This window comes from Streptomyces sp. TE5632, assembly GCF_054061295.1.
This window is the reverse complement of the sequence record NZ_JBSSEA010000003.1, coordinates 98,232-121,419: the sequence shown is the minus strand read 5'-3', so window position 1 is coordinate 121,419 and position 23,188 is coordinate 98,232. Positions and strand designations below refer to the sequence as shown.

The window sequence follows — 23,188 nt, the reverse complement described above, 5'->3', positions numbered from 1 at the left end:
AGCCGCCGGGCCGCAGACGAGCACGATGCCCGCACCTCTGCGCTGCACGGGCGGCAGTGACATCAGCCGCTACCGCGGCAGGGCGAACAAGGAGACGCAGTGAGTGTGACGGCAGCAAAGGGATTCACGGCGGCGGGCATCGCCGCCGGGATCAAGGAGAACGGCAATCCGGACCTGGCCCTCGTGGTCAACAACGGGCCGCGCCGCGCCGCAGCGGGCGTCTTCACCGCCAACCGCGTCAAGGCCGCACCCGTGCTCTGGTCCGAGCAGGTGCTCAAGGGCGGCCAGGTCTCCGCCGTCGTCCTCAACTCCGGCGGCGCCAACGCCTGTACGGGTCCCAAGGGATTCCAGGACACCCACGCCACCGCCGAGAAGGCCGCCGAGGTGCTCGGGACCGGCGCGGGCGAGGTGGCCGTCTGCTCCACCGGGCTCATCGGCGTCACGCTCCCCATGGACAAACTGCTGCCGGGGGTCGAGGCGGCCGCCGGCCGGCTGTCCGAGCACGGCGGGGAGAAGGCCGCCATCGCCATCAAGACCACGGACAGCGTGCACAAGACGGCCGTCGTCACCTCGGCGACGGACGGCGGCTGGACCGTCGGCGGGATGGCCAAGGGCGCCGGCATGCTCGCCCCCGGCCTCGCCACCATGCTGGTCGTCCTCACCACCGACGCCGACGTCGACGCCGGGACGCTGGACCGGGCCCTGCGCGCCGCCACCAGGGTCACCTTCGACCGCGTCGACTCCGACGGCTGCATGTCCACCAACGACACCGTGCTGCTGCTCGCCTCCGGCGCCACCGGCGTCACCCCCGCGTACGAGGAGTTCGCCGAGGCCGTACGCGCCGTCTGCGACGACCTCGGCCGTCAGCTCATCGGCGACGCCGAGGGCGCCAGCAAGGACATCAAGGTCGAGGTGGTGGGCGCCGCGACCGAGGACGACGCCGTCGAGGTGGGCCGCTCCATCGCCCGCAACAACCTCCTCAAGTGCGCCATCCACGGCGAGGACCCCAACTGGGGCCGGGTGCTGTCCGCGATCGGCACCACGAAGGCCGCCTTCGAACCCGACGAACTCGACGTCGCCATCAACGGCGTCTGGGTGTGCAAGAACGGCGGCGTCGGCGAGGACCGCGACAAGGTCGACATGCGCTACCGCGAGGTCCACATCGTCGCCGACCTGGGCGCCGGTGACGCGACCGCCACCATCTGGACCAACGACCTCACCGCCGACTACGTCCACGAGAACAGCGCCTACTCCTCATGACCACCACCCGCAAGCACACCGCCCTGCCCAAGGCGCAGATCCTCATCGAGGCGCTGCCCTGGCTGACCCGGCACCACGGCAAGACCGTCGTCATCAAGTTCGGCGGCAACGCCATGGTGAACGAGGAACTGAAGAACGCCTTCGCCCAGGACGTCGTCTTCCTGCGGCACGCCGGCCTCAAACCGGTCGTCGTGCACGGCGGCGGCCCGCAGATCAGCGCCGCGCTCGACCGGCACGGCATCGTCAGCGAGTTCAAGGCCGGCCTCAGGGTCACCACCGAGGACGCCATGGACGTCGTACGGATGGTGCTGGCCGGACAGGTGCAGCGTGAGCTGGTCGGGCTGCTCAACCGGCACGGCCCGTTCGCCGTCGGCCTCACCGGTGAGGACGCGCACACCCTCACCGCGACCAAACACCGGCCCGAGATCGACGGAGAGCCGGTCGACATCGGGCGGGTCGGTGAGATCACCGAGATCGACACCGGCGCCATCGAAGCTCTGCTCGCCGACGGCCGTATACCGGTCGTCTCGTCCATCGCCCGGAGCCAGGACGACCACCATGTCTACAACGTCAATGCTGATACGGCGGCTGCGGCACTCGCTGCTGCTCTGGACGCCGAGACCCTCATGGTCCTCACCGACGTCGAGGGGCTCTACGAGGACTGGCCGAACTCCGACGAGGTGATCAGCCGTCTCACCGCCTCCCAGCTCGAGAAACTGCTGCCGGAGCTGTCCTCGGGCATGGTGCCGAAGATGGAGGGCTGCCTGCACGCGGTACGCAACGGCGTGACCACGGCCCGCGTCATCGACGGCAGGGTCCAGCACTCGATCCTGCTGGAGATCTTCACCGACGAGGGCATCGGCACCATGGTCGTGCCCGACGACCCCGCCGACGCCACCGGGGCCGTACCCGACGGCACACGGCATGAACAGCACGGGCAGCACGAACAGGGGGAGTCGTGAGCAATGAGGAGCTGAGCGCGCGGTGGCAGGGCGCGCTCATGAACAACTACGGCACACCGAAGCTGTCCCTGGTCGGCGGCGCGGGTACCACCGTCCGCGACGCCGACGGCAAGGAGTACACCGACTTCGTCGGCGGCATCGCCGTCAACGCGCTCGGCCACGCCCACCCGGCCGTCGTGGAGGCCGTCAGCCGGCAGATCGCCTCCCTGGGCCACGTCTCCAACCTGTACGTCGCCGAACCGCCCGTCGCACTCGCCGAACGGCTCCTGCGGCTCTTCGGCCGAGAGGGCCGGGTGTATTTCTGCAACTCGGGCGCCGAGGCCAACGAGGCCGCGTTCAAGATCGGGCGGCTGACCGGGCGGACCCACATGGTCGCCACCGACGGCGGCTTCCACGGCCGTACCATGGGCGCCCTCGCGCTGACCGGCCAGCCGGGCAAGCGGGAGCCGTTCGCGCCGCTGCCCGGGGACGTCACCCATGTCCCCTACGGCGACGCGCAGGCCCTGGCCGCCGCGGTCACCGAGGACACGGCGCTGGTCGTCATCGAGCCGATCCAGGGCGAGAACGGGGTCGTGGTGCCCCCGCCCGGCTATCTGAAGGCCGCCCGCGCCATCACGGCCGCCACCGGCGCGCTGCTCGTCCTGGACGAGGTGCAGACCGGCATCGGCCGCACCGGCAACTGGTTCGAGTACCAGGCCCACGAAGGCGTCCTGCCCGACGTCGTCACCCTCGCCAAGGGACTCGGCGGCGGGCTGCCGATCGGCGCGGCCGTCGCCTTCGGACGCGCCGCCGAACTGCTGCACCCCGGCCACCACGGCACGACCTTCGGGGGCAACCCGGTCGCCTGCGCCGCCGGTCTCGCCGTCCTCGACACCATCGAGAACGAAGGGCTGCTCGAGAACGTCAAGCGGCAGGGCGAGCGGCTCCGCGACGGAATCGAGGCCCTCGGCAACCCGTTGGTCAGCCATGTCCGTGGCGCCGGCCTGCTCCTGGGTATCGTGCTCACCGAACCGCTCGCGCCCCAGGTGCAACAGGCGGCTCAGGACGCCGGTTTCCTGGTGAACGCGCCCGCCCCCGATGTCGTACGGCTGATGCCGCCGCTGATCCTCGGGGACGACGCGGTGGACGCCTTCCTCGGGGCACTGCCCGGCGTCCTGGACGCCGTCGGCCGGGCGGCGGACGGGGAAGGGTGAGCCGGACCACGAGCCGGGCGAGACCCGGACGACGAGCAGGGCGACGAGCAGGGCGATGAACCGGACCACGCGCCGGGGAACGCCCCGAGGATGACCGGAGAATGAGACGACGATGAGCCACGATCAGGACCACGGACAGCCTGTCGGGCCTGCCGTACCGCAGACCCGCACCGCCCGCCACCGCCGGATCGTGGACATCCTCAACCGACAACCGGTGCGTTCCCAGAGCCAGTTGGCGAAGCTGCTCGCCGACCACGGACTGACCGTCACCCAGGCGACGCTCTCCCGGGACCTGGACGAGCTGAACGCGGTGAAGATCCGCGACACCGACGGCGACCTCATCTACGCGGTGCCGAGCGAGGGCGGCTTCCGCACCCCGCGCGCACCGCTGGGGGAGTCGGCGAAGGAGGAGCGGATGCGGCGGCTCTCCCAGGAGCTGCTGATCTCCGCGGAGGCGTCCGCCAACCTCGTGGTCCTGCGCACCCCTCCGGGTGCCGCGCAGTTCCTGGCCTCGGCCATCGACCAGGCCGAACTGCACGACATCCTGGGGACCATCGCCGGTGACGACACGCTGATGCTGATCAGCCGCGACCCGGTGGGCGGGCCGGCCCTGGCCGAGCACATGCTGCGGCTGGCCCAGAACGGGCACTGAGCGCGAACCGGACCGGCCGGGGCACGCGGGCACCCGAGCAGCCCGATCACCCCAGCCGGCCCGCCAGGCCCCCCGTGCAGCGCACCTCGTCGCCCGCCGTGATCAGCAGCGCCTCCACGTCGGGCAGCGTCTCCAGCCAGGCGAGCCCCTCCCTCGATCCCATGGCGAAGGCGGCGGTGGCCCAGCAGTCGGCCCAGACCAGCCGGGGTGCCACCACCGTCACCGAGACCAGGTCGGTGACCGCGGAGCGGCCGGTGCGCGGGTCGACGATGTGGTCGCCGCGCTCGGCGGTGCCCGAGGTGGCCACGGCCAGTTCGTCCACACCGGCCGCGGAGACCACGGCCGCGAGACCGCCCGGACGGAGCGGATCCGCCACGCCCACCCGCCACGGCCGCCCGGCTCCCGGGGAGCCCAGCAACTGGACGTCACCGCCGCCGTTGAGACTCACGCCGACCGCCCCGGCCTCCGCGAGTCGCCGCGCGGCCCGCTCGGTGGCCCAGCCCTTGACGATGCCGGTCGGATCGAGCCGGCCCCGGTAGCGCGGACTGAACCAGCCGTCGCTCACCCGTTCAGCCTCCGCGGCAAGCTCCAGTACCTCGGCGACCTCGGGATCGCACTCCTCGACCGTGAGGTCGCCGCGTGCCAGCCGCGAGATCTGGGAGTCGTCGCGGTAGGTGCTGAACACCTCGTCGACGCGGCGCAGCCCGGCGACCGCCTCCTCCAGCGCCGCGTGTACGGCGGCGGGTTCCCCGCCGCGGACGTCGAAGGAGAAGACGGTCCCCATCGTCTCCTCCGTACGACGCACCGCGGCGGGAGCCTGTGCGGACTCGGCCACGGTGTCAGCCACCGGCCTGATCCAGCGCGGACTGCAGCGATTTCTTGTATCCGGCGCTGGTGTAGGTGGCGCCGGACACCGCGTCGATGTCCGCGCTGCCGGCCTCCACGACGGCCTTGTTGAGCCGGGGCACGGACGAGAAGGTGACCTGGTCGCTCTGGCCGCCCTTGGGCGCCTGCACCGCCTCGGCCTTGGTGATCTTTCCGCCCTGGACGGTGATCCGTACCTGTACCGCCCCGTACTCGGTCTGCACCGCGTCACCGGTGACGGTGCCGTCCTTGAGGGTCTGCCCGCCCCCCGAGCCCTGCCCGGTCCCGGCGGATTCCTTCTCGGCGGGCTCCTCGGCGGCGGACTCCTTCTTCCCGGCGGACCCATTGTCGGACGCGGCCGGTGCGGCGGCCTTGGCCTTGTCGAGCGCGGACTGCAGCGATTTCTTGTATCCGGCGCTGGTGTAGGTGGCGCCGGACACCGCGTCGATGTCCGCGCTGCCCGCCGTCACGACGGCCTGGTTGAGCTTGGGTACGGCGTTGGCGTTGATCTGGTCGCTCTGGCCGCCCTTGGGGGACTGGACGGCCTCGGCCTTGGTGATCTTCCCGCCCTGGACGGTGATCCGTACCTGTACCGCTCCGTACTGGGTCTGCGCCGCGTCACCGGTGACGGTGCCGTCGCCGAGGGCCTGGGCGTTTTCCGTGCCCTGTCCGTTCCCGGCCGGTGCGGCGGCCTTGGCCTTGTCGAGCGCGGACTGCAGCGATTTCTTGTATCCGGCGCTGGTGTAGGTGGCGCCGGACACCGCGTCGATGTCCGCGCTGCCCGCCGCCACGACGGCCTGGTTGAGCTTGGGTACGGCGTTGGCGTTGATCTGGTCGCTCTGGCCGCCCTTGGGGGACTGGACGGCCTCGGCCTTGGTGATCTTCCCGCCGCTGACCGTCAGGCGTACCTGTACCGCCCCGTACTCGGTCTGCGCCGCGTCACCGGTGACGGTGCCGTCGCCGAGGGCCTGGGCGCCGCCCTGCGGGGACTGCGCGGCCGCGGGCGGGACCGTGCCGCCGGCCGCGTCCACCGAGCCCGGGTCGGAATCCGGCTTCAGCGTCAGCAGCAGCACGATCCCGGAGACGGTGGCGGCGGTGGCCAGCACAGCACGCCGGACGGGGTGACTCTTCCTCATCGCTTCTCAAGCTCCTGATGGGTGTGGATGACCCGTCGCTCACATCTCGAACGACTCGTGGTGGATACGGCGGGCGGGGACCCCGGCGCCGCGCAGTGCGTCGTACACCGACTGGGCGAACCCGGGCGGGCCGCACATGAAGACGTCGTGGTCGTCGATGTCGGGGATCTTCCGCCGAAGGCTGTCCGCCGAGATGTCGGGGCGTTCTCCCTCAGGGCTGTTCACCGCGTACATCAGGCGCGCACCGCGTTCCTCGGCGATCTTGGCGAGCTCGCCCCACAGGGCCAGGTCCTGGGTGGTGTTGGCCCGGTACAGCAGGGTGATGTCCCCGGAGGCGCCGGGCAGCGTCTCGAACAGGGCCCGCATCGGGGTGATCCCCACCCCGCCCGCGACCAGCAGCACCTTGCCGCGGCTGCGGCGCTGGGCGGTCATCGCCCCGTAGGGTCCCTCCGCCCACACCCGGGTGCCGGGCTCCAGCTCGCGCAACCGGGAGGTGTGGTCGCCGATCGCCTTCACGGTGATCCGCAGCATGTCGGGGCGGGGAGCCGCCGACAGCGAGTACGGGTGGGAGCTGAACCGCATCCCCGGCGCCAGGAACCGCCAGCGGAAGAACTGACCGGCCTCCGCGCCCATCCGGTGCAGCTTGCGCCCGCTGATCAGCACCGAGGTGATGCCCGGCGTCTCCTCGATGACCGCCTCGACCCGCATCCGGTGACGCAGGTTCAGCCGGATCGGGGTGAGCACCCGGTACCAGAGGACCAGCGCGGTCACGGCGCCGTAGAGCCCGTACCAGAAGGTCTTCGCGGACGGCTCGACGGCGAACTCGTTGCCGGTGGTGATCTGGTGCCAGAACGTCAGGTACATCGCCGCGTACGTCAGCAGGTGCACGTGGTACCAGCTGTCGTACGGCACTCGGCGACGGATCGGGCCGATCGAGATGAGCGCGATCACGAACAGCAGACCCGTGCCGATGGCGGCCTTGCCCATGTCCGGCAGCTGGTCGATGGAGGTGACGGTCTGCTGGACGATGTCGCCGAGGCCCTTGCCGGCCTGGAGGGCGTATCCCCACATGATGAGGAAGACGTGGGCGACGACCAGGCTGATGGTGTAGCGCCCGCTCATCGCGTGCCAGCGGGCGACCCGGTCCGAACCCACCCGGCGTTCCAGTGCGGGGACCCGGGCCATCTGCAGCACCACGAGGGCCATCAGATAGCCGGCCAGCAGGCCGGTGATGCGTCCCGCGGCGACGATCCTTCCGGTGGTGTCCGAGATGGACGGTGTGTTGTTCCACCACAACCACAGCACGGCCACCGCGCCCGCCCCCACGGCGAGCAGCAGGGGCACGGCGGGGGAGCGGCGCGGACGGATGCGGCGCATCGTCTGACGGCGGGCGGCACGTCCGCCTGCGAGCGTGGTGGTCACGGTTCCTCCGTGGGACTTGACCCTTGGCCCACACATACGTGCCGTGACTCGGGAGCGTTCAGCGAAACGTCGGAGCGTGCGGAGGAAAAAAGCCCCGGGACGTCCCTCGGGAGATCGAGGCGTCCGGGCTGACGGCTCAGGCCGGGGACGGGGGCAGCGGCAGGGGCAGCCCGGGCAGGCCGTCCAGGCTCGTCGCGACGTGTTCCTTCTTGGTGAAGTACGCGTCCAGCGAGGCGTCGTCCTCCCGCGCGAACCGCTTTGCGTGCAGGTCGCGCTCCGCCTCGTAGGCCATGAACGGGACGGCGTAGCCACAGGTGTCACGGATGAGCTCGGCGGTCACGACGACGATCGCGCGCAGGCCGTGGGCCGTCGGATCGATGTCGGGGAAGCGGGCGAGCAGTTCGGGAAAGCGCGGGTCGTCCCGGAAGACGGGCTCACCGCGGCCGTGGACGCGCACGATGTTGGGCGGCCCCTGGAAGGCGCACCACATCAGGGTGATACGGCCGTTCTCCCGCAGGTGGGCGATGGTCTCGGCGGTGGACCCGGCGAAGTCGAGGTAGGCCACGGTGAGCTCGTCGAGGACGACGAAGGAGCCCTTGAGGCCCTTGGGTGAGAGGTTGACCGTGCCGTCGGCGGACAGGGGCGCGGTGGCGGTGAAGAAGAGCGGTTGCGCCTCGATGAACGTGCGCAGGCGGCCGTCTATGCGTTCATAGGTCTTTCCCATGGGCACCGATTATGGGCACGTTTCTTTCGACTGTCTAAGGATTATCGCCCGTGGTCGCCCCGGCCGGCGTGAATACGGGGTGGCCACGGCGCCTGTCGCGTCACTCGGGTCGAGGGGGTGGGGTCGGGTTTCGTCGGTGTCTCCTGGTGTCTCCTGGTGTCTCCTGGTGTCCCGGTCGTGCCGACGCGACGCCTGCGTCCTGGGGGATGCGGGAAAGCGGTTTCCCGCGTTCAGTCACCCCCGGAGTCGCTCCCGGGGTCACCCTCTGCGCAGAGATGGATTGACGAATCATGCGCTCTACTGCATACTCATGCATGTCAGCGAATGCACTGTAAGGAGAATCCCGTGACCGAGCGCGTCGTACTCGCCTACTCGGGCGGTCTGGACACCTCCGTCGCCATCGGCTGGATCGCCGAGGAGACGGGCGCCGAGGTCATCGCCGTTGCGGTCGACGTCGGCCAGGGCGGCGAGGACCTGGACGTCATCCGCAAGCGCGCGCTCGCCTGCGGTGCCGTCGAGGCCGAGGTCGCCGACGCCAAGGACGAGTTCGCCGACGAGTACTGCCTCCCGGCGATCAAGGCCAACGCCCTCTACATGGACCGCTACCCGCTGGTCTCCGCGCTGTCCCGGCCGACGATCGTCAAGCACCTCGTCGCCGCCGCCGAGAAGCACGGCGCCACCACCGTCGCCCACGGCTGCACCGGCAAGGGCAACGACCAGGTCCGCTTCGAGGCCGGCATCGTCGCCCTCGCCCCCGACCTGAAGTGCATCGCCCCGGTCCGTGACTACGCCATGACCCGCGACAAGGCCATCGCCTTCTGCGAGGCCAAGGGCCTGCCGATCGCGACCACGAAGAAGTCGCCGTACTCCATCGACCAGAACGTCTTCGGGCGCGCCGTCGAGACCGGCTTCCTCGAGGACATCTGGAACGCGCCGATCGAGGACGTCTACGAGTACACGCAGAACCCCGCCGTGGCGCGCGAGGCCGACGAGGTCGTCATCACCTTCAAGGAAGGTGTGCCGGTCGCCATCGACGGCAAGCCCGTCACCGTCCTCCAGGCCATCCAGCAGCTCAACGAGCGCGCGGGCGCCCAGGGCGTCGGCCGGATCGACATGGTCGAGGACCGCCTCGTCGGCATCAAGTCCCGCGAGGTGTACGAGGCGCCCGGCGCCATCGCGCTGATCACGGCCCACCAGGAGCTGGAGAACGTCACGGTCGAGCGCGAACTCGCCCGCTACAAGCGGCAGGTCGAGCAGCGCTGGGGCGAACTGGTCTACGACGGCCAGTGGTTCTCCCCGCTCAAGCGCGCCCTGGACGGCTTCATCGCCGAGGCCAACCAGCACGTCAACGGCGACATCCGGATGACCCTGCACGGCGGCCGGGCCGTCGTCACCGGCCGGCGCTCCGAGTCGTCCCTGTACGACTTCAACCTCGCCACCTACGACACCGGCGACACCTTCGACCAGGCGGCGGCCAAGGGCTTCATCGACATCTACAGCCTGTCGTCGAAGATCGCCGCCAGGCGCGACCTCGCGTAGGGGCGTCCGGTCGCCTCACCCGCATCAGTCTGACAACCGCCTCCTCGCTCACCGAAAGTGGGGAGGCGGTCACACAGCACCACTTTTCGAGGGGCAACGCAATGGAACCCTCCCCCGGCTGAAGCAGGGGATTCCCGGCTCAAGCAGCTCATTCGCTCAGCGAGCGATCGAGACTGACGCTCTCAGCACCAGCCGGGACGGAACCTGCCCGGTTGCCCGTCAAGACAAAGGAGCTGCGCGTGCTTGGCTCTCGCAACGCACGAAAGTCAGCTTGCTCAACCGTGTGGGTGGTCTATCACTTTTCGGGTGAAGCTCCGCTCCGCGGAAGTTCGATTCATTCCCCGGCTGGAGCCGAAAGCGCCCTCGGAGGTTTCAAGTGAGCAGCAACAGCGGTGACGTACGGCTCTGGGGCGGCCGTTTCGCCGACGGTCCCGCCGAGGCCCTGGCCAAGCTGTCCGCGTCCGTCCACTTCGACTGGCGGCTCGCGCCCTACGACATCGCCGGATCGCGTGCGCACGCGCGCGTGCTGCACGGGGCGGGCCTGCTCACCGAGGACGAACTCACCCGCATGATCGAGGGCCTCGACCGGCTCGAGGCGGACGTCGCCGACGGCTCGTTCACGGGCACCATCGCCGACGAGGACGTGCACACCGCCCTGGAACGCGGCCTGCTGGAGCGCCTCGGCCCCGACCTCGGCGGCAAACTGCGTGCGGGCCGCTCCAGGAACGACCAGGTCGCGACCCTGTTCCGGATGTACCTGCGGGATCACGCCCGGACGCTCGGCGGCCTGATCGCCGATCTCCAGGACGCCCTCGTCGGCCTCGCCGAGGCCCACCCGGACGTGGCCATGCCCGGCCGCACCCACCTCCAGCACGCCCAGCCGGTGCTCTTCGCCCACCACGTCCTCGCCCACGTCCAGTCGCTGTCCCGGGACGCCGAACGGCTGCGCCAGTGGGACGAGCGGACCGCGGTGTCGCCGTACGGCTCGGGCGCACTGGCCGGCAGCAGCCTCGGCCTGGACCCGGAGGCGGTGGCCCGCGACCTCGGCTTCGAGCACGGCAGCGCGGCCAACTCCATCGACGGCACGGCCTCCCGGGACTTCGTCGCCGAGTTCGCCTTCATCACCGCGATGATCGGCGTGAACCTCTCCCGGATCGCCGAGGAGGTCATCATCTGGAACACGAAGGAGTTCTCCTTCGTGACCCTGCACGACGCCTTCTCCACCGGCTCGTCGATCATGCCGCAGAAGAAGAACCCGGACATCGCGGAGCTGGCGCGCGGCAAGTCGGGACGGCTGATCGGCAACCTGACCGGCCTGATGGCCACCCTCAAGGCGCTCCCGCTCGCGTACAACCGCGACCTCCAGGAGGACAAGGAGCCGGTCTTCGACTCCATCGACCAGCTGGAGATCCTGCTCCCGGCCTTCACCGGCATGATGGCCACCCTCACCGTGCACCGCGAGCGCATGGAGGAGCTGGCCCCGGCCGGGTTCTCGCTGGCCACCGACATCGCCGAGTGGCTGGTCAAGCAGGGCGTACCGTTCCGGGTCGCGCACGAGGTGGCGGGGGAGTGCGTCAAGGCCGCCGAGGCGGAGGGCAAGGAGCTCGACGAGCTGACCGACGAACAGTTCGCGAAGATCTCCACCCACCTCACCCCCGAGGTGCGCACCGTCCTCAACGTCCCCGGTGCCCTCGCCTCCCGCAACGGCCGCGGCGGCACGGCACCGAGCGCGGTCGCCACGCAGCTCGCCGAGGTCAAGGCGGACCTGGCCGCCCAGCACGCGTGGGCGAACGCCAAGAAGTAATCACTCAGGTGTCGCAGGGGCATCGCGGGTTACGTTGGTCGGGCAGCCGCAAGGAGCCGACCGGACGGAGCCCCCGATGCCCTTCACACGCCTCTCCTCCGCGACGACCCCCACCTGCCACATCGGCCTGGGACTCGCCGCCGTCGGACGGCCCGGTTACATCAACCTGGGCCGCGACGCCGACCTCGGGGACGACCGCAGCGTCGAGGCCCTGCGCACCCGCACCCACGACCTCCTCGACGCCGCCTACGCCCAGGGCGTCCGCTACTTCGACGCGGCCCGCTCCTACGGCCGGTCCGAGGAGTTCCTCGCCGGCTGGCTGAGCGACCGGCCCGACGCCGACGACGTCGTCATCGGCAGCAAATGGGGCTACACGTACACCGCGGACTGGTCCACCGACGCCGAGCGGCACGAGGTCAAGGAGCACTCCCTCGCCGCGTACGAGCGCCAGCGCGCCGAGTCCGACGCACTGCTCGGGGACCGGCTCGACCTCTACCAGATCCACTCGGTGACCCCGGACAGCCCCGCCCTCACCGACAAGGACCTCCACGCCCGGCTCGCCGAGGCGGCGGCCCAGGGCCTCACGGTCGGGTTCTCCACCAGCGGTCCGGCCCAGGCGGACGCCATCCGCGCGGCGCTCGCCGTCACGGTCGAGGGCGAACCCCTCTTCCGTACCGTCCAGTCCACGTACAACGCGCTGGAGACGTCCGCCGAGCCCGCGCTGGCCGAGGCCCACGACGCCGGGCTCACGGTGATCGTCAAGGAGGGCATGGCCAACGGACGGCTGGCCGCGGCCCACGCCCCCGACGCGCTCAGGGCCGTCGCCGCGGAGACCGGACTGGACTGCGACGCCGTCGCCCTCGCGCTCGTGCTGCGCCGGCCCTGGGCCGGTGTCGTCCTCTCCGGTGCCGCCACCGTCGTCCAGCTCGCCTCCAACCTGCGAGCGGCGGCCGTCGACCTCGACGACGACCAGCTGTCCCGCCTCGCCGCGCTGCCCGAGGACCCGCACGCGTACTGGGAACGACGCGGGCAGCTGGCCTGGCACTGACACGCCGACGGCGGACCGCTTCAGCAGCGGTCCGCCGTCGGCGTGCGTGGTCCTCGCGGCGAGCGAGGTCAGGCGGCCTTCGCCTTGCTGGCGTACATGTCCACGTACTCCTGCCCGGACAGGCGCATGACCTCGGCCATCACCGAGTCGGTCACGGCCCGCAGGACGTAGCGGTCGCGGTCCATGCCCTCGTAACGGGAGAACTCCATCGCCTCACCGAAGCGGACCGTGACCTTGCCCGGCCGGGGCAGGCCCGCGCCGCCCGGCTGCAGCTTGTCGGTGCCGACCATGGCGAACGGGACGACGGGCGCGCCCGTCATCAGGGTGAGCCGCGCGATACCGGTGCGGCCCCGGTAGAGGCGGCCGTCGGGGGAGCGGGTGCCCTCGGGGTAGATGCCGAAGACCCTGCCATCCTCCAGCACCCGACGGCCCGTCATCAGCGCCGCGACCCCGCCCCGGCCGCCGTCCCGGTCGACCGGGATCATGCCGACGCCGGTGAAGAACCAGGCCATCACCCGGCCCTTGAGGCCCTTGCCGGTGACGTACTCGTCCTTGCCGATGAAGAAGACCTGGCGGTCGCAGACGATCGGCAGGACGATCGAGTCGATGAACGTGAGGTGGTTGCCGGCCAGGATCACCGGACCGTCACCCGGGATGTGCTCCGCACCCTCCACCCGTGGGCGGAACATCAAGCGCATGATCGGGCCGAGCACTGCCTTGATGAGCGCGAAGCGGGACAACGGGTCCTCCGGTGTCGGGAATGCGGTATGAGTCTGTGCAGGCAAGGACATTACTCGCGGGCGAGGGGGACGCGCACGTCGGGTCCACCGAGGTGTCACGCGGTGCAGACGCATGTTCACCTGCGGTGACGTGGTGCAGTGCGGCCGTAACGCGCACGACGTGATGTGAGGCACGTCGCGTCCGCGGAGGCCGATCCGCGGCGTCGTCGGTCCGGGGTGCGGACACGGCCGGATCGAAGCACGCGCGACCCGCGGACTGCGGGAGGCGCGCCGTCGGCGGCATGCCTACGAGTACCCGGTACGGCGCCTCCGAAGCCGGCGGATCGTCAGGCCCCCGCCTGGCGCACCCGTCCGGAGCCCGACGCGCCGGGCCCGGGGCCGTACGCCATCCGGTGGCCCCCGCGTGTTCCGGCCGCGGTCTCCCGTTCGTCATGCACGCGCCCCTACGATCACCCCGCACTGACGGTCGACGGCAGGAGGCACCTCATGGGAACGCAGGAGTCGGACGAGCGGACGGGCAAGGCCGCGGACGGCGGAACCGGACGGCGGGCGCTCCTGGGCGCGGCGGTGCTCGGCGCGGGCGGCACCGTCCTCGGGCTGGGCGGCACGGCGAGAGCGGCCGAGGCCCGGCACGCCGAGGGGCGCAGCGGCGGCGGACGGGGCGTCAAGGGCCTGCCCGTCCCGACCGTCATCGGCCACCGGGGGGCCAGCGGCTACCGGCCCGAGCACACGCTCGGCGCCTACGAACTGGCCCTCGACATGGGTGCCGACATCGTCGAGGCCGGTGACCTGGTGCCCACCAGGGACGGCCACCTCGTCTGCCGGCACGAGCCGGAGATCGGCGGCACCACGGACGTCGCGAGCCGTCCCGAGTTCGCCGACCGCAAGCGCACGAAGCGACTCGACGGCGTCTTTGTCACCGGCTGGTTCACCGAGGACTTCACCCTCGCCGAACTCAAGACGCTCCGGGCCACCGAGCGCATCCCGGCCAACCGCCCGCACAACACCCTCTACGACGGACGCTGGGAGATCCCCACCTTCGAAGAGGTGCTGCGCTGGCAGAACGAGCAGACCCGCAAGCGCGGCAAGCAGGTCTGGATCTACCCCGAGCTCAAGCACCCCACCTACTTCCGCCGGTTGGGCCTGGGCACCGAGGAGCGCCTCGCCCGGCTGCTGCGCACGTACGGCAAGGACAAGAAGAACTCGCCCGTCATCGTCCAGTCCTTCGAACCCACCAGCATCCAGCGGATGAGCAGGCTCGTCGGCAACCCGCTCGCCGTGCTGCTCTCCGGTGCGAACAGCCGCCCCTGGGACTTCGTCGAGAACGGTGACCCGCGCACGGTGGCCGACCTCATCACGCCGAAGGGCCTGAAGGAGATCGCCTCCTACGCCCAGGGCATCGGCCCCACCCTGGACCTGGTCATCCCCCGGGACGCGGCCGGAAACCTCACCGAGCCCACCGGCCTCGTCCACGACGCGCACCGGGCCGGACTGATCCTGCACCCGTACACGATGCGCAACGAGAACCCATTCCTGCCGGCGAACTTCCGCAGAGGCAGTGACCCCGACGCCTACGGCGACGTCTTCGGCGCCTTCCGTACCTACTTCGCCACCGGCATCGACGGCGTCTTCACCGACCACCCGGACACCGCTCTGCTCGCCCGCGAGGACTTCGTCAACGGCTGAGCCGCTCTGTCCCCGTTCAGGGTGATTTCCGGCCGCTCCGGGCAACCGGGCCCGGGGCGGCCGTGTCGTTGCGCATATGACCCATGACCTGGTCGCCGCTCTCCGTCCGCTGCTCACCGCGGAGGCCTCCGCCGAGGCGTACGCGTCCGGGGCCGAACCCGCCGACCTGGAACAGGCGGTCTGGCTGCGCCTCCTGGAACGCCTCGAGGCCCACGGCCCGCCGCGCGACCCCCAGGACTGGCTCCGCAGGGCCGTCCGCACCGAGGCCCGGCGCCGCCGCCGCGCCGTCCGGCACGAGAGGCCGTGGGCCGGTGACCCCGTCGATCCCGGCGACCCCCGCGGCCGCGACCCCGAGCTCCTCGCCGTCGCCGCCGCCCGCCGCCGCGCCCTGCGGGACGCGGTGCGCCGGCTGCCCGGCCGTTGCCCCCGGCTGCTGGAGGCGCTGCTGGCCCCGCATGACCCGACATACCGGGAAATCGCAGGGGAGTTGGGTATCTCACAGGGCAGCCTGGGTCCGGAACGTTCCAGATGCCTGGGATGTCTGCGCCGATTGCTCGCGCCGAAGGTTGCGTCGCGTTGAGGACGGGGATAGGAGTGAGGGACCACAGGTGATCAGGTGAGCGGGAGGCATGCGCACATGGGCATGAGCGTGACCATCTCTGCGGCGGCCGAGCAGGACGCCGAGCAGATCTTCAGGTTGCAGTACCTGTGCTTCCAGAGCGAAGCGGCGCTGTACGGCAATTACCGCATCGACCCGCTCGTCCAGAGTCTGGACTCGGTCCGCGAGGAGGTCGCCGCCGACCTGGTCTTCGTCGCCCGCCTCGGTGACGAGATCGTCGGCTCGGTGCACGGCAGGAGCACCGAGGACGCCGCCGCGGCCATCGGCAAGCTCTGTGTCCACCCCCGCCTCCAGGGGCACGGCATCGGCGCCCGGCTCCTGCGGGTCGCCGAGGCCGCCCTCGCCGACGAGCGGGGCGCCAGGACCTTCCGCCTGCACGCCGGGCATCGCAGCGAGAGCAACCTCCAGCTGTACAGCCGGGTCGGCTACCAGCGGGTCGGGACGTCCCGGGGAGCGGACGGCGTACCGCAGATCGTCCTGGAGAAGTCGGCCGAGACGTACGCGACCACCGCCTGACCGGGGGGCGTTACGCCGTGCGTGCCTTGCGCAGCCAGTACATGGCCGTGAGGGGCAGCAGCACGGGGATGAACAGGTACCCCATCCCGTAGTCCGACCACACCGTCGCGTCGGGGAAGGCGGACGGATCGGCCAGGGTCCAGGTGCCGACCGTCAGGACGCCCACCAGCTCGGCGGCGCAGCACACCAGCGCCGCCCTGCGGGCCGTCTCCCCGCCGCGTACCAGGGTGTACGTGATGAATCCGTAGACCACCCCGGCGATCGCCGAGAGCGAGTAGGCGAGCGGTGCCCGGTCGAACTCGGTGGCGATCTGGTACGCGGAGCGCGACACGGCGCCGACGACCATCACCCCGTACAGCCACACCAGCAGCAGTCCGGGCCCGCCGATCAGCCGGGTCCCGGTCGGCTTCCGTTCCGGCGCGGCCATCTCAGGCCCCCCAGATGTCATAGAGCCGGACCTCGAGCACGGCCAGGACGACACCGCCCGCGGCCACCGTGATCGAGCCCCACCGGGTGCGCTCGGCCAGCGACATGAAGCCCGCCGCCGGGACACACGCGAACGAGCCCAGCAGATACGCGAGGAAGATCGTCGTCCCCTGCTCGGGCTTCTCGCCCCGGGCCAGCTGCACGATCCCGACGATCAGCTGAACCAGCGTCAGCAGCGTGACCACGGCCATGCCGATGAAGTGCCAGTCCTTCGTCGGCTGATCCCGGTAGGCGGCCCAGCCGCACCAGGCGGCCAGCAGCAGCGCGGCGACGCCGGTCGTCAGCGTCAGGACATCAAGCATGTCAGCGACCTTATTACGCCGGAACGGCCCTACCGTGCCCGGCCCCACCGGCACCGTATGGTCGATGGCATGACCATCCATGCGCAAGCTCTCCTGTTCGACAACGACGGGACCCTCGTGTCCTCCCTCGAATCCGTGCAGCGCTGCTGGACGCGGTGGGCCATGGAGTACGGGATCACGGCCGAGGAGTTCGGGCGGATCGAGCTGCACGGCCGGCCGGCCGTCGAGATAGCCGCCGACCTGCTGCCCGCCCACGTCGTGCCGGAAGCCGTCGCGCGGATCGAGGACCTGGAGGTGGAAGACGTGCCGAACGGCGGGGCCGTTCTGCTGCCGGGCGCCCGGGACTTCCTCGACGCGCTGCCGGCCGAGCGCTGGGCCGTCGTCACCTCCGCCACCCGACGGCTGGCCGAGGCCCGCCTCGCCGCCGCCGGCATCCTGCCCAAGACCCTGGTGGCCGCCGACGACATCACCCGGGGCAAGCCCGACCCCGAGCCCTACCTGCTCGCCGCCCGGACTCTCGGCGTGGACCCCGAACACTGCGTCGTCTTCGAGGACGCTCCCGCCGGGCTCCAGGCCGGCCGGGCCGCCGGCATGACCACCGTGGCGTTGGCCACAACCCACCAGGCCCACGAGCTGACCGCCGACCTGGTGGTGAAGGACCTGTCGGCCCTGTCCGCACTGGTCACGGACGCGGGGGTGGAGATCGCCGTACGCCCCTGACGTGCGCTCACTTGTGTCCACGACTGTCCAGAATGTGGACATGGGTGTCCGGTCGGCAGTAAAGGTCTGCTTTACTGACCGCATGACCACGATGAGCGACCGCAGCCCCGCGACCGAGGCGTACATGCCGCCCGGTGCCGGTTGTATGTGTCCGCTCCGAATGCGCGCCTTCTAGAGGGCCCCCGCACCACTTGAGCCTCGCGCCCCGAAGCGAGAGCCGGTTCCCGTCCGCCCGCGTGTCCCCCGGGTCCCGCATGCGCGACGGAACCACGCCCCCCGCGCACGTCTCTCCACGGTTCACCTCCGCCGCGCTCGGGAGAAGCCGTGCCGCGTACGGGCTGCTTTCGACCCTGAATGCCTCGTGCCGGCGCCACGACGTGTCGCGCACTCGACAGTGACGGATGTTCACGTGATCACCACCTCGGGCCTGAGCAAGGTCTATCGTTCTCGCGGACGCGAGGTCACCGCCCTGGACGGCGTGGACCTGCACGTCCGCGAAGGCGAGGTCTACGGCGTCATCGGCCAGTCCGGCGCCGGAAAGTCCTCGCTCATCCGCTGCGTCAACCTGCTGGAGCGCCCCACCTCGGGCACCGTGACCGTAGCCGGGCAGGACCTCACCGCCCTGGCCGGGCGCGGCCCGCGCGCCGGACGGGAACTGCGGCAGGCGCGCAGCCGTATCGGCATGGTCTTCCAGCACTTCAACCTGCTCTCCTCGCGCACCGTGCAGGACAACATCGAACTGCCGCTGGAGATCCTCGGGCGGTCGGGGAAGGAACGTTCCCGCAAGGCGCTGGAACTGCTCGACCTGGTGGGCCTCGCCGACAAGGCCAAGTCCTACCCCGCCCAGCTCTCCGGCGGCCAGAAGCAGCGCGTCGGCATCGCCCGCGCGCTGGCCGGCGACCCGAAGGTGCTGCTGTCCGACGAGGCCACCAGCGCTCTCGACCCGGAGACCACCCGCTCGATCCTGGCGCTGCTGCGCGACCTGAACCGCCAGCTAGGCCTGACCGTCCTGCTCATCACGCACGAGATGGACGTCGTGAAGACGATCTGCGACTCGGCCGCGCTGATGGAGAAGGGCCGGATCGTCGAGTCCGGCACGGTCACCGAACTCCTCGCCACCCCCGGCTCCGAACTGGCCTCCGCGCTGTTCCCGGTCGCCGGTGAGGCCTCGGACGACGACCGCACCGTCCTGGACGTCACCTTCCAGGGCGAGAGCGCGACCCAGCCGGTCATCTCCCAGTTGGCCCGCACCTACAACATCGACATATCGATCCTCGGTGCCGCCATCGACACCGTCGGAGGCCTCCAGGTGGGCAGGATGCGCATCGAACTCCCGGGCCGCTACGAGGACAACGTCGTACCGGTCGGCTTCCTGCGGGAGCAGGGGCTGCAGATCGACATCGTCGAACAGACAGCGCGGGCGGCGCAGGCCGCGCAGGCGGAACCGGGCGCGCGGACCCTCGTGAAGGAGGCGGCCAAGTGACCTGGTCCCAGATGCAGCCCCTGCTGGAACAGGCGTGCTGGGAAACGCTGGTCATGGTGGGCTGGTCCACCCTGATCTCCGTGGTCGTCGGTCTGCCGATCGGAGTGCTGCTCGTCCTCACCGACAGGGGCGGGCTGCTGCAGAACAGTCTGGTGAACAAGGTCGTCGGGCAGATCGTGAACGTCGGTCGCTCGATGCCGTTCATCATCCTCATGGTCGCCCTGATGAGCTTCACCCGCTGGATCACCGGGACGACCATCGGCAGCGAGGCCGCGATCGTGCCGCTCGCCATCGGCGGCATCCCCTTCTTCGCCCGGCTCGTCGAGACGGCCGTGCGCGAAGTGGACCACGGGCTCGTCGAGGCCGTGCAGGCCATGGGCGGCAACACCTGGACGATCGTCCGCAGGGTCCTCGTGCCCGAGGCGCTGCCCTCGCTGATCGCCAGCACCACCACCACGATCATCGCCCTCATCGGTTACTCGGCCATGGCCGGCACCGTGGGCGGCGGCGGACTCGGCGACCTCGCCGTCCGCTACGGCTACCAGCGCTTCGAGACCGGGCTGATGTGGATCACCGTCGCGATCCTCGCCGTGGTCATCTCCCTCATCCAGTTCGCCGGCGACTACGCGGCCCGCTCCCTGCACCACCGCGGCGGACGCCCGGGCGCCGGGCCGAAGCTGCGGCTGCTCAAGGCCGAGGAACCGGCGACGGCCGATGCCGGCAAGGCCGGGTGACCCCGGCCCGCCCTCGGTCTCCCGGCCCCCTGATCCCCACTTCCCCGAAGGCCCCGCACCAACCCGAGTCGGGGCCGCACCACCCTGAAGGAAAGGCACTTTTCGTGCGTAACACCATCAAGATCACCACCGCTGTCCTCGCCGCCGGAGCCCTCAGCCTCGGCCTCACCGCCTGCGGCTCGGAGAAGGAATCCGGGTCCGACGCCTCCGGCACGCTGACCGTCGCCGCGAGCCCCGTGCCGCACGCCGAGATCCTCAACTTCGTCAAGGACAACCTGGCCGAGAAGGCCGGGCTCGACCTGGAGGTCAAGGAGGTCACCGACTACGTCACGCCGAACACCTCCACGGAGGACGGCTCGGTGGACGCCAACTACTTCCAGACCCAGGCGTACCTCGACGACTTCAACAAGAAGAACGGCACGCACATCGTGCCCGCCGGCGACGTGCACCTGGAGCCGCTCGGCCTCTACTCCGAGAAGGTCAAGAAGGCCGACGAGCTCAAGAGCGGTGCGACCATCGCCATCCCCAACGACACCATCAACGAGGGACGCGCGCTGCAGCTGCTCGCCGCCAACAAGATCATCACGCTCAAGGACGGCGTCGGCTTCGAGGCGACCCCTTCGGACATCACCGAGAACCCGAAGAAGCTCAAGTTCAAGGAGCTGGAGGCGGCCCAGACGCCGCGCGCCCTGGCCGACGTCGACGCCGCGGTCGTCAACGGCAACTACGCCATCGGGGCCGACCTCAAGCCGGCCGAGGACGCTCTCGTCCTCGAGTCCGCCGAGGGCAACCCGAACGCCAACTTCCTTGCCGTCAAGGAGGGCAACGAGGACGACCCGCGCGTGAAGAAGCTCGCCGAGCTCCTCACCTCCGACGAGGTCAAGAAGTTCATCGACGACAAGTACGCCGGCTCGGTCGTCGCCGCCTTCTGATCCGAGGGACACGCGCACCCCGAGCACCACGCGCACGACCCGTCCGGCACCCACGGGGGCCACTCCGGTACACGGAGTGGCCCCCGTGGTGCGGTTCGGTGCTTTCATGCTGCATGCTGGGCAGTTCAGCAGGACCCGACGGTTTCGAAGGTCTCGAAGGTTACGGAGCGGCGCATGACGAGCAGCACCTTCCCCAACATCTCCATCAGCACGGAGCGGTTGGTGCTGCGTCCCCTCGACGAGGACGACGTCCCCGCCCTGGCCGAGATGATGAACGACGAACAGGTCGCCGCCTGGACCGACGTTCCCCGGCCCTTCACCGAACAGGCCGTCCGCAGCTGGATCACCGAGGAGGCCCCCGCCGAACGGATGGCCGGACGCGGGCTCGACCTCGCCGTCACCGAGTTCCTCACCCAGCGCCTGGTCGGCGTCATCCGGCTCACCGGCACCGACTGGCACATCCGGTCCACCGAACTGTCGTACATCGTCGCCCCCTGGGCACGGGGCGAGGGATACGCCTCCGAGGCCGCGCTCGCCACCGCCCAGTGGCTCTTCGACGACCAGAAGCTGGAACGCGTCGAGCTGCGCACCGCCGCCGACAACACCGCCTCGCAACAGGTCGCCCAGAAGATCGGCTGCATCAGTGAGGGCGTCCTGCGCAACGCCTGCATAGCCCACGTCCGCACCGAGGAAGGCGGCTGGACGGACGTACGCACCGACTTCATCGTCTGGAGCCTGCTGCCGGAGGACCTCGAGGGCGCGTCCGGACCCCTGGCCGACACCGGCGAGTTCACCACCCTCACCGACTGGAGCTGACCCTCCGCGAACCCGCGGCCGGCGGTACCGTCCACCCACTGCATGGCCGTACCAGGTACTCTCACCAAGCCCGCCCGTCCGCGGGCGGAGCGGCCGACGACGGACCCGCGCACACCCCCCCCAGACGACCCGCGCACAACCCAGGAGACTGACGACGATGGCCGACCGGGTCACGGTGATCGGCTGGGACGGTTCGCCGCTGACCGCAGCGGCCCGCGCCGCACTGGGCGCCGCCACCCTGGTGGCAGGCGCCCCGCACCATCTGGAACTCCCCGAGGTACCCGCGGGCGCCGAGCGCGTCCGGCTCGGCAGTGCCGCCCTGGCCGCCCGCCGGGTCGCCGGTCACCGCGGCACGGCGGTGGTCCTCGCCGACGGCGACCCCGGCTTCTTCGGCGTCGTGCGGACCCTGCGCGCACCCGAGTTCGGCCTGGAGGTCGAGGTCGTCCCCGCCGTCTCCCCGGTCGCCGCCGCCTTCGCCAGGGCAGGAATGCCCTGGGACGACGCACAGGTGGTCGTCGCACACCCCCGAACCCTGCGACGCGCGGTGAACGTATGCCGAGCCCACACCAAAGTAGCGGTTCTCACCTCTCCCGGCGCAGGCCCAGCCGAACTGGGCCTGCTCATGGAGGGCATCCACCGCACCTTCGTCATCTGTGAGGAACTCGGCACCGCTCGCGAACAGGTCAGCGTCGTCACCTCGGACAAGGCCGCCGACCACACCTGGCGCGACCCCAACGTCGTCATCGTGATCGGTGGTCCGGCCGCCGCCGGCGAGTCCGGCGGCTGGATCGCCGGACGCGACCCCGCCGCCGGCCCGCGCGGCTGGTCGCTGCCGGCCGAGGCCTACGGCGGTGAACTCGGAGAGGGCGAGCGGGAGCCGCTGCGCGTCTCCCAACTCGCCCGGCTCGGACCGCGGCTGGGCGACCTCGTGTGGGACATCGGCTGCGGCAGCGGTGCCTTCGCCACCGAGGCGGCACGGGCCGGCGCCGCGGTCATCGCCGTCGACAGCGACCCGCGGGCCTGCGCGCGCACCGAGTCCACCGCCCGCCGGTACGGCGTCCAGCTCCAGATCGTGCACGGCACCGCCCCGCACGTCCTGGAGGACCTCCCCGAACCGGACGTCGTCCGGGTCGGCGGCGGGGGAGTGGCCGTGGTCACGGCGGTCGCCGACCGCCGCCCGCAGCGCATCGTCACGCACGCCGCCACCCGCGACGCGGCCGAACGCATCGGCCGGGAACTGACGGAACACGGCTACGCCGTCGAGTGCGCCCTCCTGCAGTCCGTCGAACTCGACACCAGGGTCTGGACGGAGACGGAGCGGAGCGTCGCGTTCCTGCTCAGCGGCGTACTGCCCGCGCGCACCCCCTGATCGCGTCACCCGGTTCCGATGCCGTCCCCGTGATCGGGTTGTCGTACCGCTCGCGGTAGGCTGGCCGATCGTTGTACCGCAACTCGGACGCTCGCCGATTCGTCGGCCGATGTCCCGAAAACACGCCCGTTTCGCGGTGTGTGTGGTACGGCAGAACCCAAGGACGCGCAACGTGGCGCAG

The 23,188-nt window shown here is 70.8% G+C and carries 23 protein-coding genes; 16 read left to right on the top strand and 7 right to left on the bottom strand.

Annotation, left to right across the window (positions count from 1 at the left end; genetic code table 11):
* Positions 1–99: 99 nt before the first annotated feature.
* The 4 genes from argJ to ACVW19_RS05585 all read left to right on the top strand — a co-directional run bounded on the left by argJ (position 100) and on the right by ACVW19_RS05585 (position 4,067).
* Positions 100–1,260 carry a bifunctional glutamate N-acetyltransferase/amino-acid acetyltransferase ArgJ gene (argJ, locus tag ACVW19_RS05600; RefSeq protein WP_457457160.1) on the top strand — a complete coding sequence of 387 codons (1,161 nt, stop codon included), beginning with the start codon at positions 100–102 and terminating at the stop codon, positions 1,258–1,260.
* Complete coding sequence (gene argB / locus ACVW19_RS05595; protein ID WP_457457158.1) at positions 1,257–2,222, top strand: acetylglutamate kinase; 966 nt, start codon at positions 1,257–1,259, stop codon at positions 2,220–2,222. The genes argJ and argB overlap by 4 nt, the downstream gene beginning before the upstream one ends.
* Complete coding sequence (locus tag ACVW19_RS05590) at positions 2,219–3,415, top strand: acetylornithine transaminase (protein WP_457457157.1); 1,197 nt, start codon at positions 2,219–2,221, stop codon at positions 3,413–3,415. The genes argB and ACVW19_RS05590 overlap by 4 nt, the downstream gene beginning before the upstream one ends.
* A 112-nt stretch (positions 3,416–3,527) precedes the next feature.
* Positions 3,528–4,067, top strand: a complete 540-nt coding sequence (locus ACVW19_RS05585) for an arginine repressor (RefSeq protein ID WP_109379526.1) — start codon at positions 3,528–3,530, stop codon at positions 4,065–4,067.
* Between the two features lie 46 nt (positions 4,068–4,113).
* Here the strand turns inward: ACVW19_RS05585 and ACVW19_RS05580 are convergent, their stop codons facing one another.
* From ACVW19_RS05580 to ACVW19_RS05565, 4 genes are all read right to left on the bottom strand, one after another.
* Complete coding sequence (locus ACVW19_RS05580; RefSeq protein WP_457457155.1) at positions 4,114–4,914, bottom strand: FAD:protein FMN transferase; 801 nt, start codon at positions 4,912–4,914, stop codon at positions 4,114–4,116.
* Positions 4,907–6,067, bottom strand: a complete 1,161-nt coding sequence (locus ACVW19_RS05575; RefSeq protein ID WP_457457153.1) for an FMN-binding protein — start codon at positions 6,065–6,067, stop codon at positions 4,907–4,909. The genes ACVW19_RS05580 and ACVW19_RS05575 overlap by 8 nt, the downstream gene beginning before the upstream one ends.
* Positions 6,068–6,106: 39 nt before the next feature.
* Positions 6,107–7,489: a ferredoxin reductase family protein gene (locus tag ACVW19_RS05570; protein WP_457457151.1), complete on the bottom strand. Its 1,383-nt coding sequence runs from the start codon at positions 7,487–7,489 to the stop codon at positions 6,107–6,109.
* Between the two features lie 136 nt (positions 7,490–7,625).
* Complete coding sequence (locus ACVW19_RS05565) at positions 7,626–8,213, bottom strand: pyridoxamine 5'-phosphate oxidase family protein (protein WP_457457149.1); 588 nt, start codon at positions 8,211–8,213, stop codon at positions 7,626–7,628.
* A 345-nt stretch (positions 8,214–8,558) separates the two neighbouring features.
* Between ACVW19_RS05565 and ACVW19_RS05560 the strand changes: the two genes are divergently transcribed.
* The 3 genes from ACVW19_RS05560 to ACVW19_RS05550 all read left to right on the top strand — a co-directional run bounded on the left by ACVW19_RS05560 (position 8,559) and on the right by ACVW19_RS05550 (position 12,604).
* Entirely contained in the window at positions 8,559–9,752 is a 1,194-nt protein-coding gene (locus ACVW19_RS05560; RefSeq protein ID WP_457457147.1) for an argininosuccinate synthase, read from the top strand.
* 376 nt (positions 9,753–10,128) lie between these two features.
* Positions 10,129–11,556: an argininosuccinate lyase gene (argH, locus tag ACVW19_RS05555; RefSeq protein ID WP_457457145.1), complete on the top strand. Its 1,428-nt coding sequence runs from the start codon at positions 10,129–10,131 to the stop codon at positions 11,554–11,556.
* 76 nt (positions 11,557–11,632) lie between these two features.
* Positions 11,633–12,604, top strand: coding sequence for an aldo/keto reductase (locus ACVW19_RS05550; RefSeq protein ID WP_457457143.1), 972 nt, complete (start codon positions 11,633–11,635; stop codon positions 12,602–12,604).
* Between the two features lie 68 nt (positions 12,605–12,672).
* Here the strand turns inward: ACVW19_RS05550 and ACVW19_RS05545 are convergent, their stop codons facing one another.
* A complete protein-coding gene (locus ACVW19_RS05545; RefSeq protein WP_457457141.1) occupies positions 12,673–13,344 on the bottom strand; it encodes a lysophospholipid acyltransferase family protein in 672 nt (223 codons plus the stop codon).
* Positions 13,345–13,830: 486 nt separating this feature from the next.
* On the opposite strand from ACVW19_RS05545, the gene ACVW19_RS05540 reads away from it, so the two are divergent.
* The 3 genes from ACVW19_RS05540 (at position 13,831) to ACVW19_RS05530 (ending at position 16,165) form a co-directional block, all read left to right on the top strand.
* Positions 13,831–15,030: a glycerophosphodiester phosphodiesterase gene (locus tag ACVW19_RS05540; protein ID WP_457457139.1), complete on the top strand. Its 1,200-nt coding sequence runs from the start codon at positions 13,831–13,833 to the stop codon at positions 15,028–15,030.
* Positions 15,031–15,106: 76 nt separating this feature from the next.
* On the top strand, positions 15,107–15,610 hold the full coding sequence (locus ACVW19_RS05535; RefSeq protein WP_457457138.1) for a sigma-70 family RNA polymerase sigma factor: 504 nt from the start codon (positions 15,107–15,109) through the stop codon (positions 15,608–15,610).
* A 57-nt stretch (positions 15,611–15,667) separates the two neighbouring features.
* Positions 15,668–16,165, top strand: a complete 498-nt coding sequence (locus tag ACVW19_RS05530) for a GNAT family N-acetyltransferase (protein ID WP_109379516.1) — start codon at positions 15,668–15,670, stop codon at positions 16,163–16,165.
* Positions 16,166–16,175: 10 nt separating this feature from the next.
* Here ACVW19_RS05530 and ACVW19_RS05525 read toward each other — a convergent pair whose 3' ends face one another.
* The gene (locus ACVW19_RS05525) at positions 16,176–16,592 is read right to left on the bottom strand and encodes a hypothetical protein (protein ID WP_457457136.1); all 417 of its coding nucleotides are present in this window, start codon (positions 16,590–16,592) and stop codon (positions 16,176–16,178) included.
* A 1-nt stretch (position 16,593) separates the two neighbouring features.
* The gene (locus ACVW19_RS05520; RefSeq protein ID WP_457457134.1) at positions 16,594–16,953 is read right to left on the bottom strand and encodes a hypothetical protein; all 360 of its coding nucleotides are present in this window, start codon (positions 16,951–16,953) and stop codon (positions 16,594–16,596) included.
* A 69-nt stretch (positions 16,954–17,022) separates the two neighbouring features.
* Between ACVW19_RS05520 and ACVW19_RS05515 the strand changes: the two genes are divergently transcribed.
* The 6 genes from ACVW19_RS05515 (at position 17,023) to cbiE (ending at position 23,007) form a co-directional block, all read left to right on the top strand.
* Entirely contained in the window at positions 17,023–17,673 is a 651-nt protein-coding gene (locus tag ACVW19_RS05515) for an HAD family hydrolase (RefSeq protein WP_457457133.1), read from the top strand.
* A gap of 409 nt (positions 17,674–18,082) precedes the next feature.
* Positions 18,083–19,156 (top strand): methionine ABC transporter ATP-binding protein, encoded by a 1,074-nt coding sequence (locus ACVW19_RS05510; protein WP_457457132.1) that lies wholly within the window; start codon positions 18,083–18,085, stop codon positions 19,154–19,156.
* Entirely contained in the window at positions 19,153–19,890 is a 738-nt protein-coding gene (locus tag ACVW19_RS05505; protein ID WP_457457130.1) for a methionine ABC transporter permease, read from the top strand. Before ACVW19_RS05510 ends, ACVW19_RS05505 begins: the two co-directional genes overlap by 4 nt.
* 104 nt (positions 19,891–19,994) lie before the next feature.
* Entirely contained in the window at positions 19,995–20,822 is an 828-nt protein-coding gene (locus tag ACVW19_RS05500) for a MetQ/NlpA family ABC transporter substrate-binding protein (protein WP_457457128.1), read from the top strand.
* 174 nt (positions 20,823–20,996) lie between these two features.
* Positions 20,997–21,638, top strand: a complete 642-nt coding sequence (locus tag ACVW19_RS05495; protein ID WP_457457126.1) for a GNAT family N-acetyltransferase — start codon at positions 20,997–20,999, stop codon at positions 21,636–21,638.
* A gap of 157 nt (positions 21,639–21,795) precedes the next feature.
* Entirely contained in the window at positions 21,796–23,007 is a 1,212-nt protein-coding gene (cbiE, locus tag ACVW19_RS05490) for a precorrin-6y C5,15-methyltransferase (decarboxylating) subunit CbiE (RefSeq protein WP_457457124.1), read from the top strand.
* Positions 23,008–23,188 lie beyond the last annotated feature (181 nt).

What these genes read in the sequence shown, in the direction of transcription:
- ACVW19_RS05525 (WP_457457136.1), bottom strand. Translation starts at nt 16,592, where the DNA reads ATGGCCGCGCCGGAACGGAAGCCGACCGGGACCCGGCTGATCGGCGGG.
- ACVW19_RS05495 (WP_457457126.1), top strand. Translation starts at nt 20,997, where the DNA reads ATGACGAGCAGCACCTTCCCCAACATCTCCATCAGCACGGAGCGGTTG.
- ACVW19_RS05530 (WP_109379516.1), top strand. Translation starts at nt 15,668, where the DNA reads ATGGGCATGAGCGTGACCATCTCTGCGGCGGCCGAGCAGGACGCCGAG.
- ACVW19_RS05515 (WP_457457133.1), top strand. Translation starts at nt 17,023, where the DNA reads ATGACCATCCATGCGCAAGCTCTCCTGTTCGACAACGACGGGACCCTC.
- cbiE (WP_457457124.1), top strand. Translation starts at nt 21,796, where the DNA reads ATGGCCGACCGGGTCACGGTGATCGGCTGGGACGGTTCGCCGCTGACC.
- ACVW19_RS05535 (WP_457457138.1), top strand. Translation starts at nt 15,107, where the DNA reads ATGACCCATGACCTGGTCGCCGCTCTCCGTCCGCTGCTCACCGCGGAG.
- ACVW19_RS05565 (WP_457457149.1), bottom strand. Translation starts at nt 8,213, where the DNA reads ATGGGAAAGACCTATGAACGCATAGACGGCCGCCTGCGCACGTTCATC.
- ACVW19_RS05550 (WP_457457143.1), top strand. Translation starts at nt 11,633, where the DNA reads ATGCCCTTCACACGCCTCTCCTCCGCGACGACCCCCACCTGCCACATC.
- argB (WP_457457158.1), top strand. Translation starts at nt 1,257, where the DNA reads ATGACCACCACCCGCAAGCACACCGCCCTGCCCAAGGCGCAGATCCTC.
- ACVW19_RS05540 (WP_457457139.1), top strand. Translation starts at nt 13,831, where the DNA reads ATGGGAACGCAGGAGTCGGACGAGCGGACGGGCAAGGCCGCGGACGGC.
- ACVW19_RS05575 (WP_457457153.1), bottom strand. Translation starts at nt 6,067, where the DNA reads ATGAGGAAGAGTCACCCCGTCCGGCGTGCTGTGCTGGCCACCGCCGCC.
- ACVW19_RS05585 (WP_109379526.1), top strand. Translation starts at nt 3,528, where the DNA reads ATGAGCCACGATCAGGACCACGGACAGCCTGTCGGGCCTGCCGTACCG.
- ACVW19_RS05520 (WP_457457134.1), bottom strand. Translation starts at nt 16,953, where the DNA reads ATGCTTGATGTCCTGACGCTGACGACCGGCGTCGCCGCGCTGCTGCTG.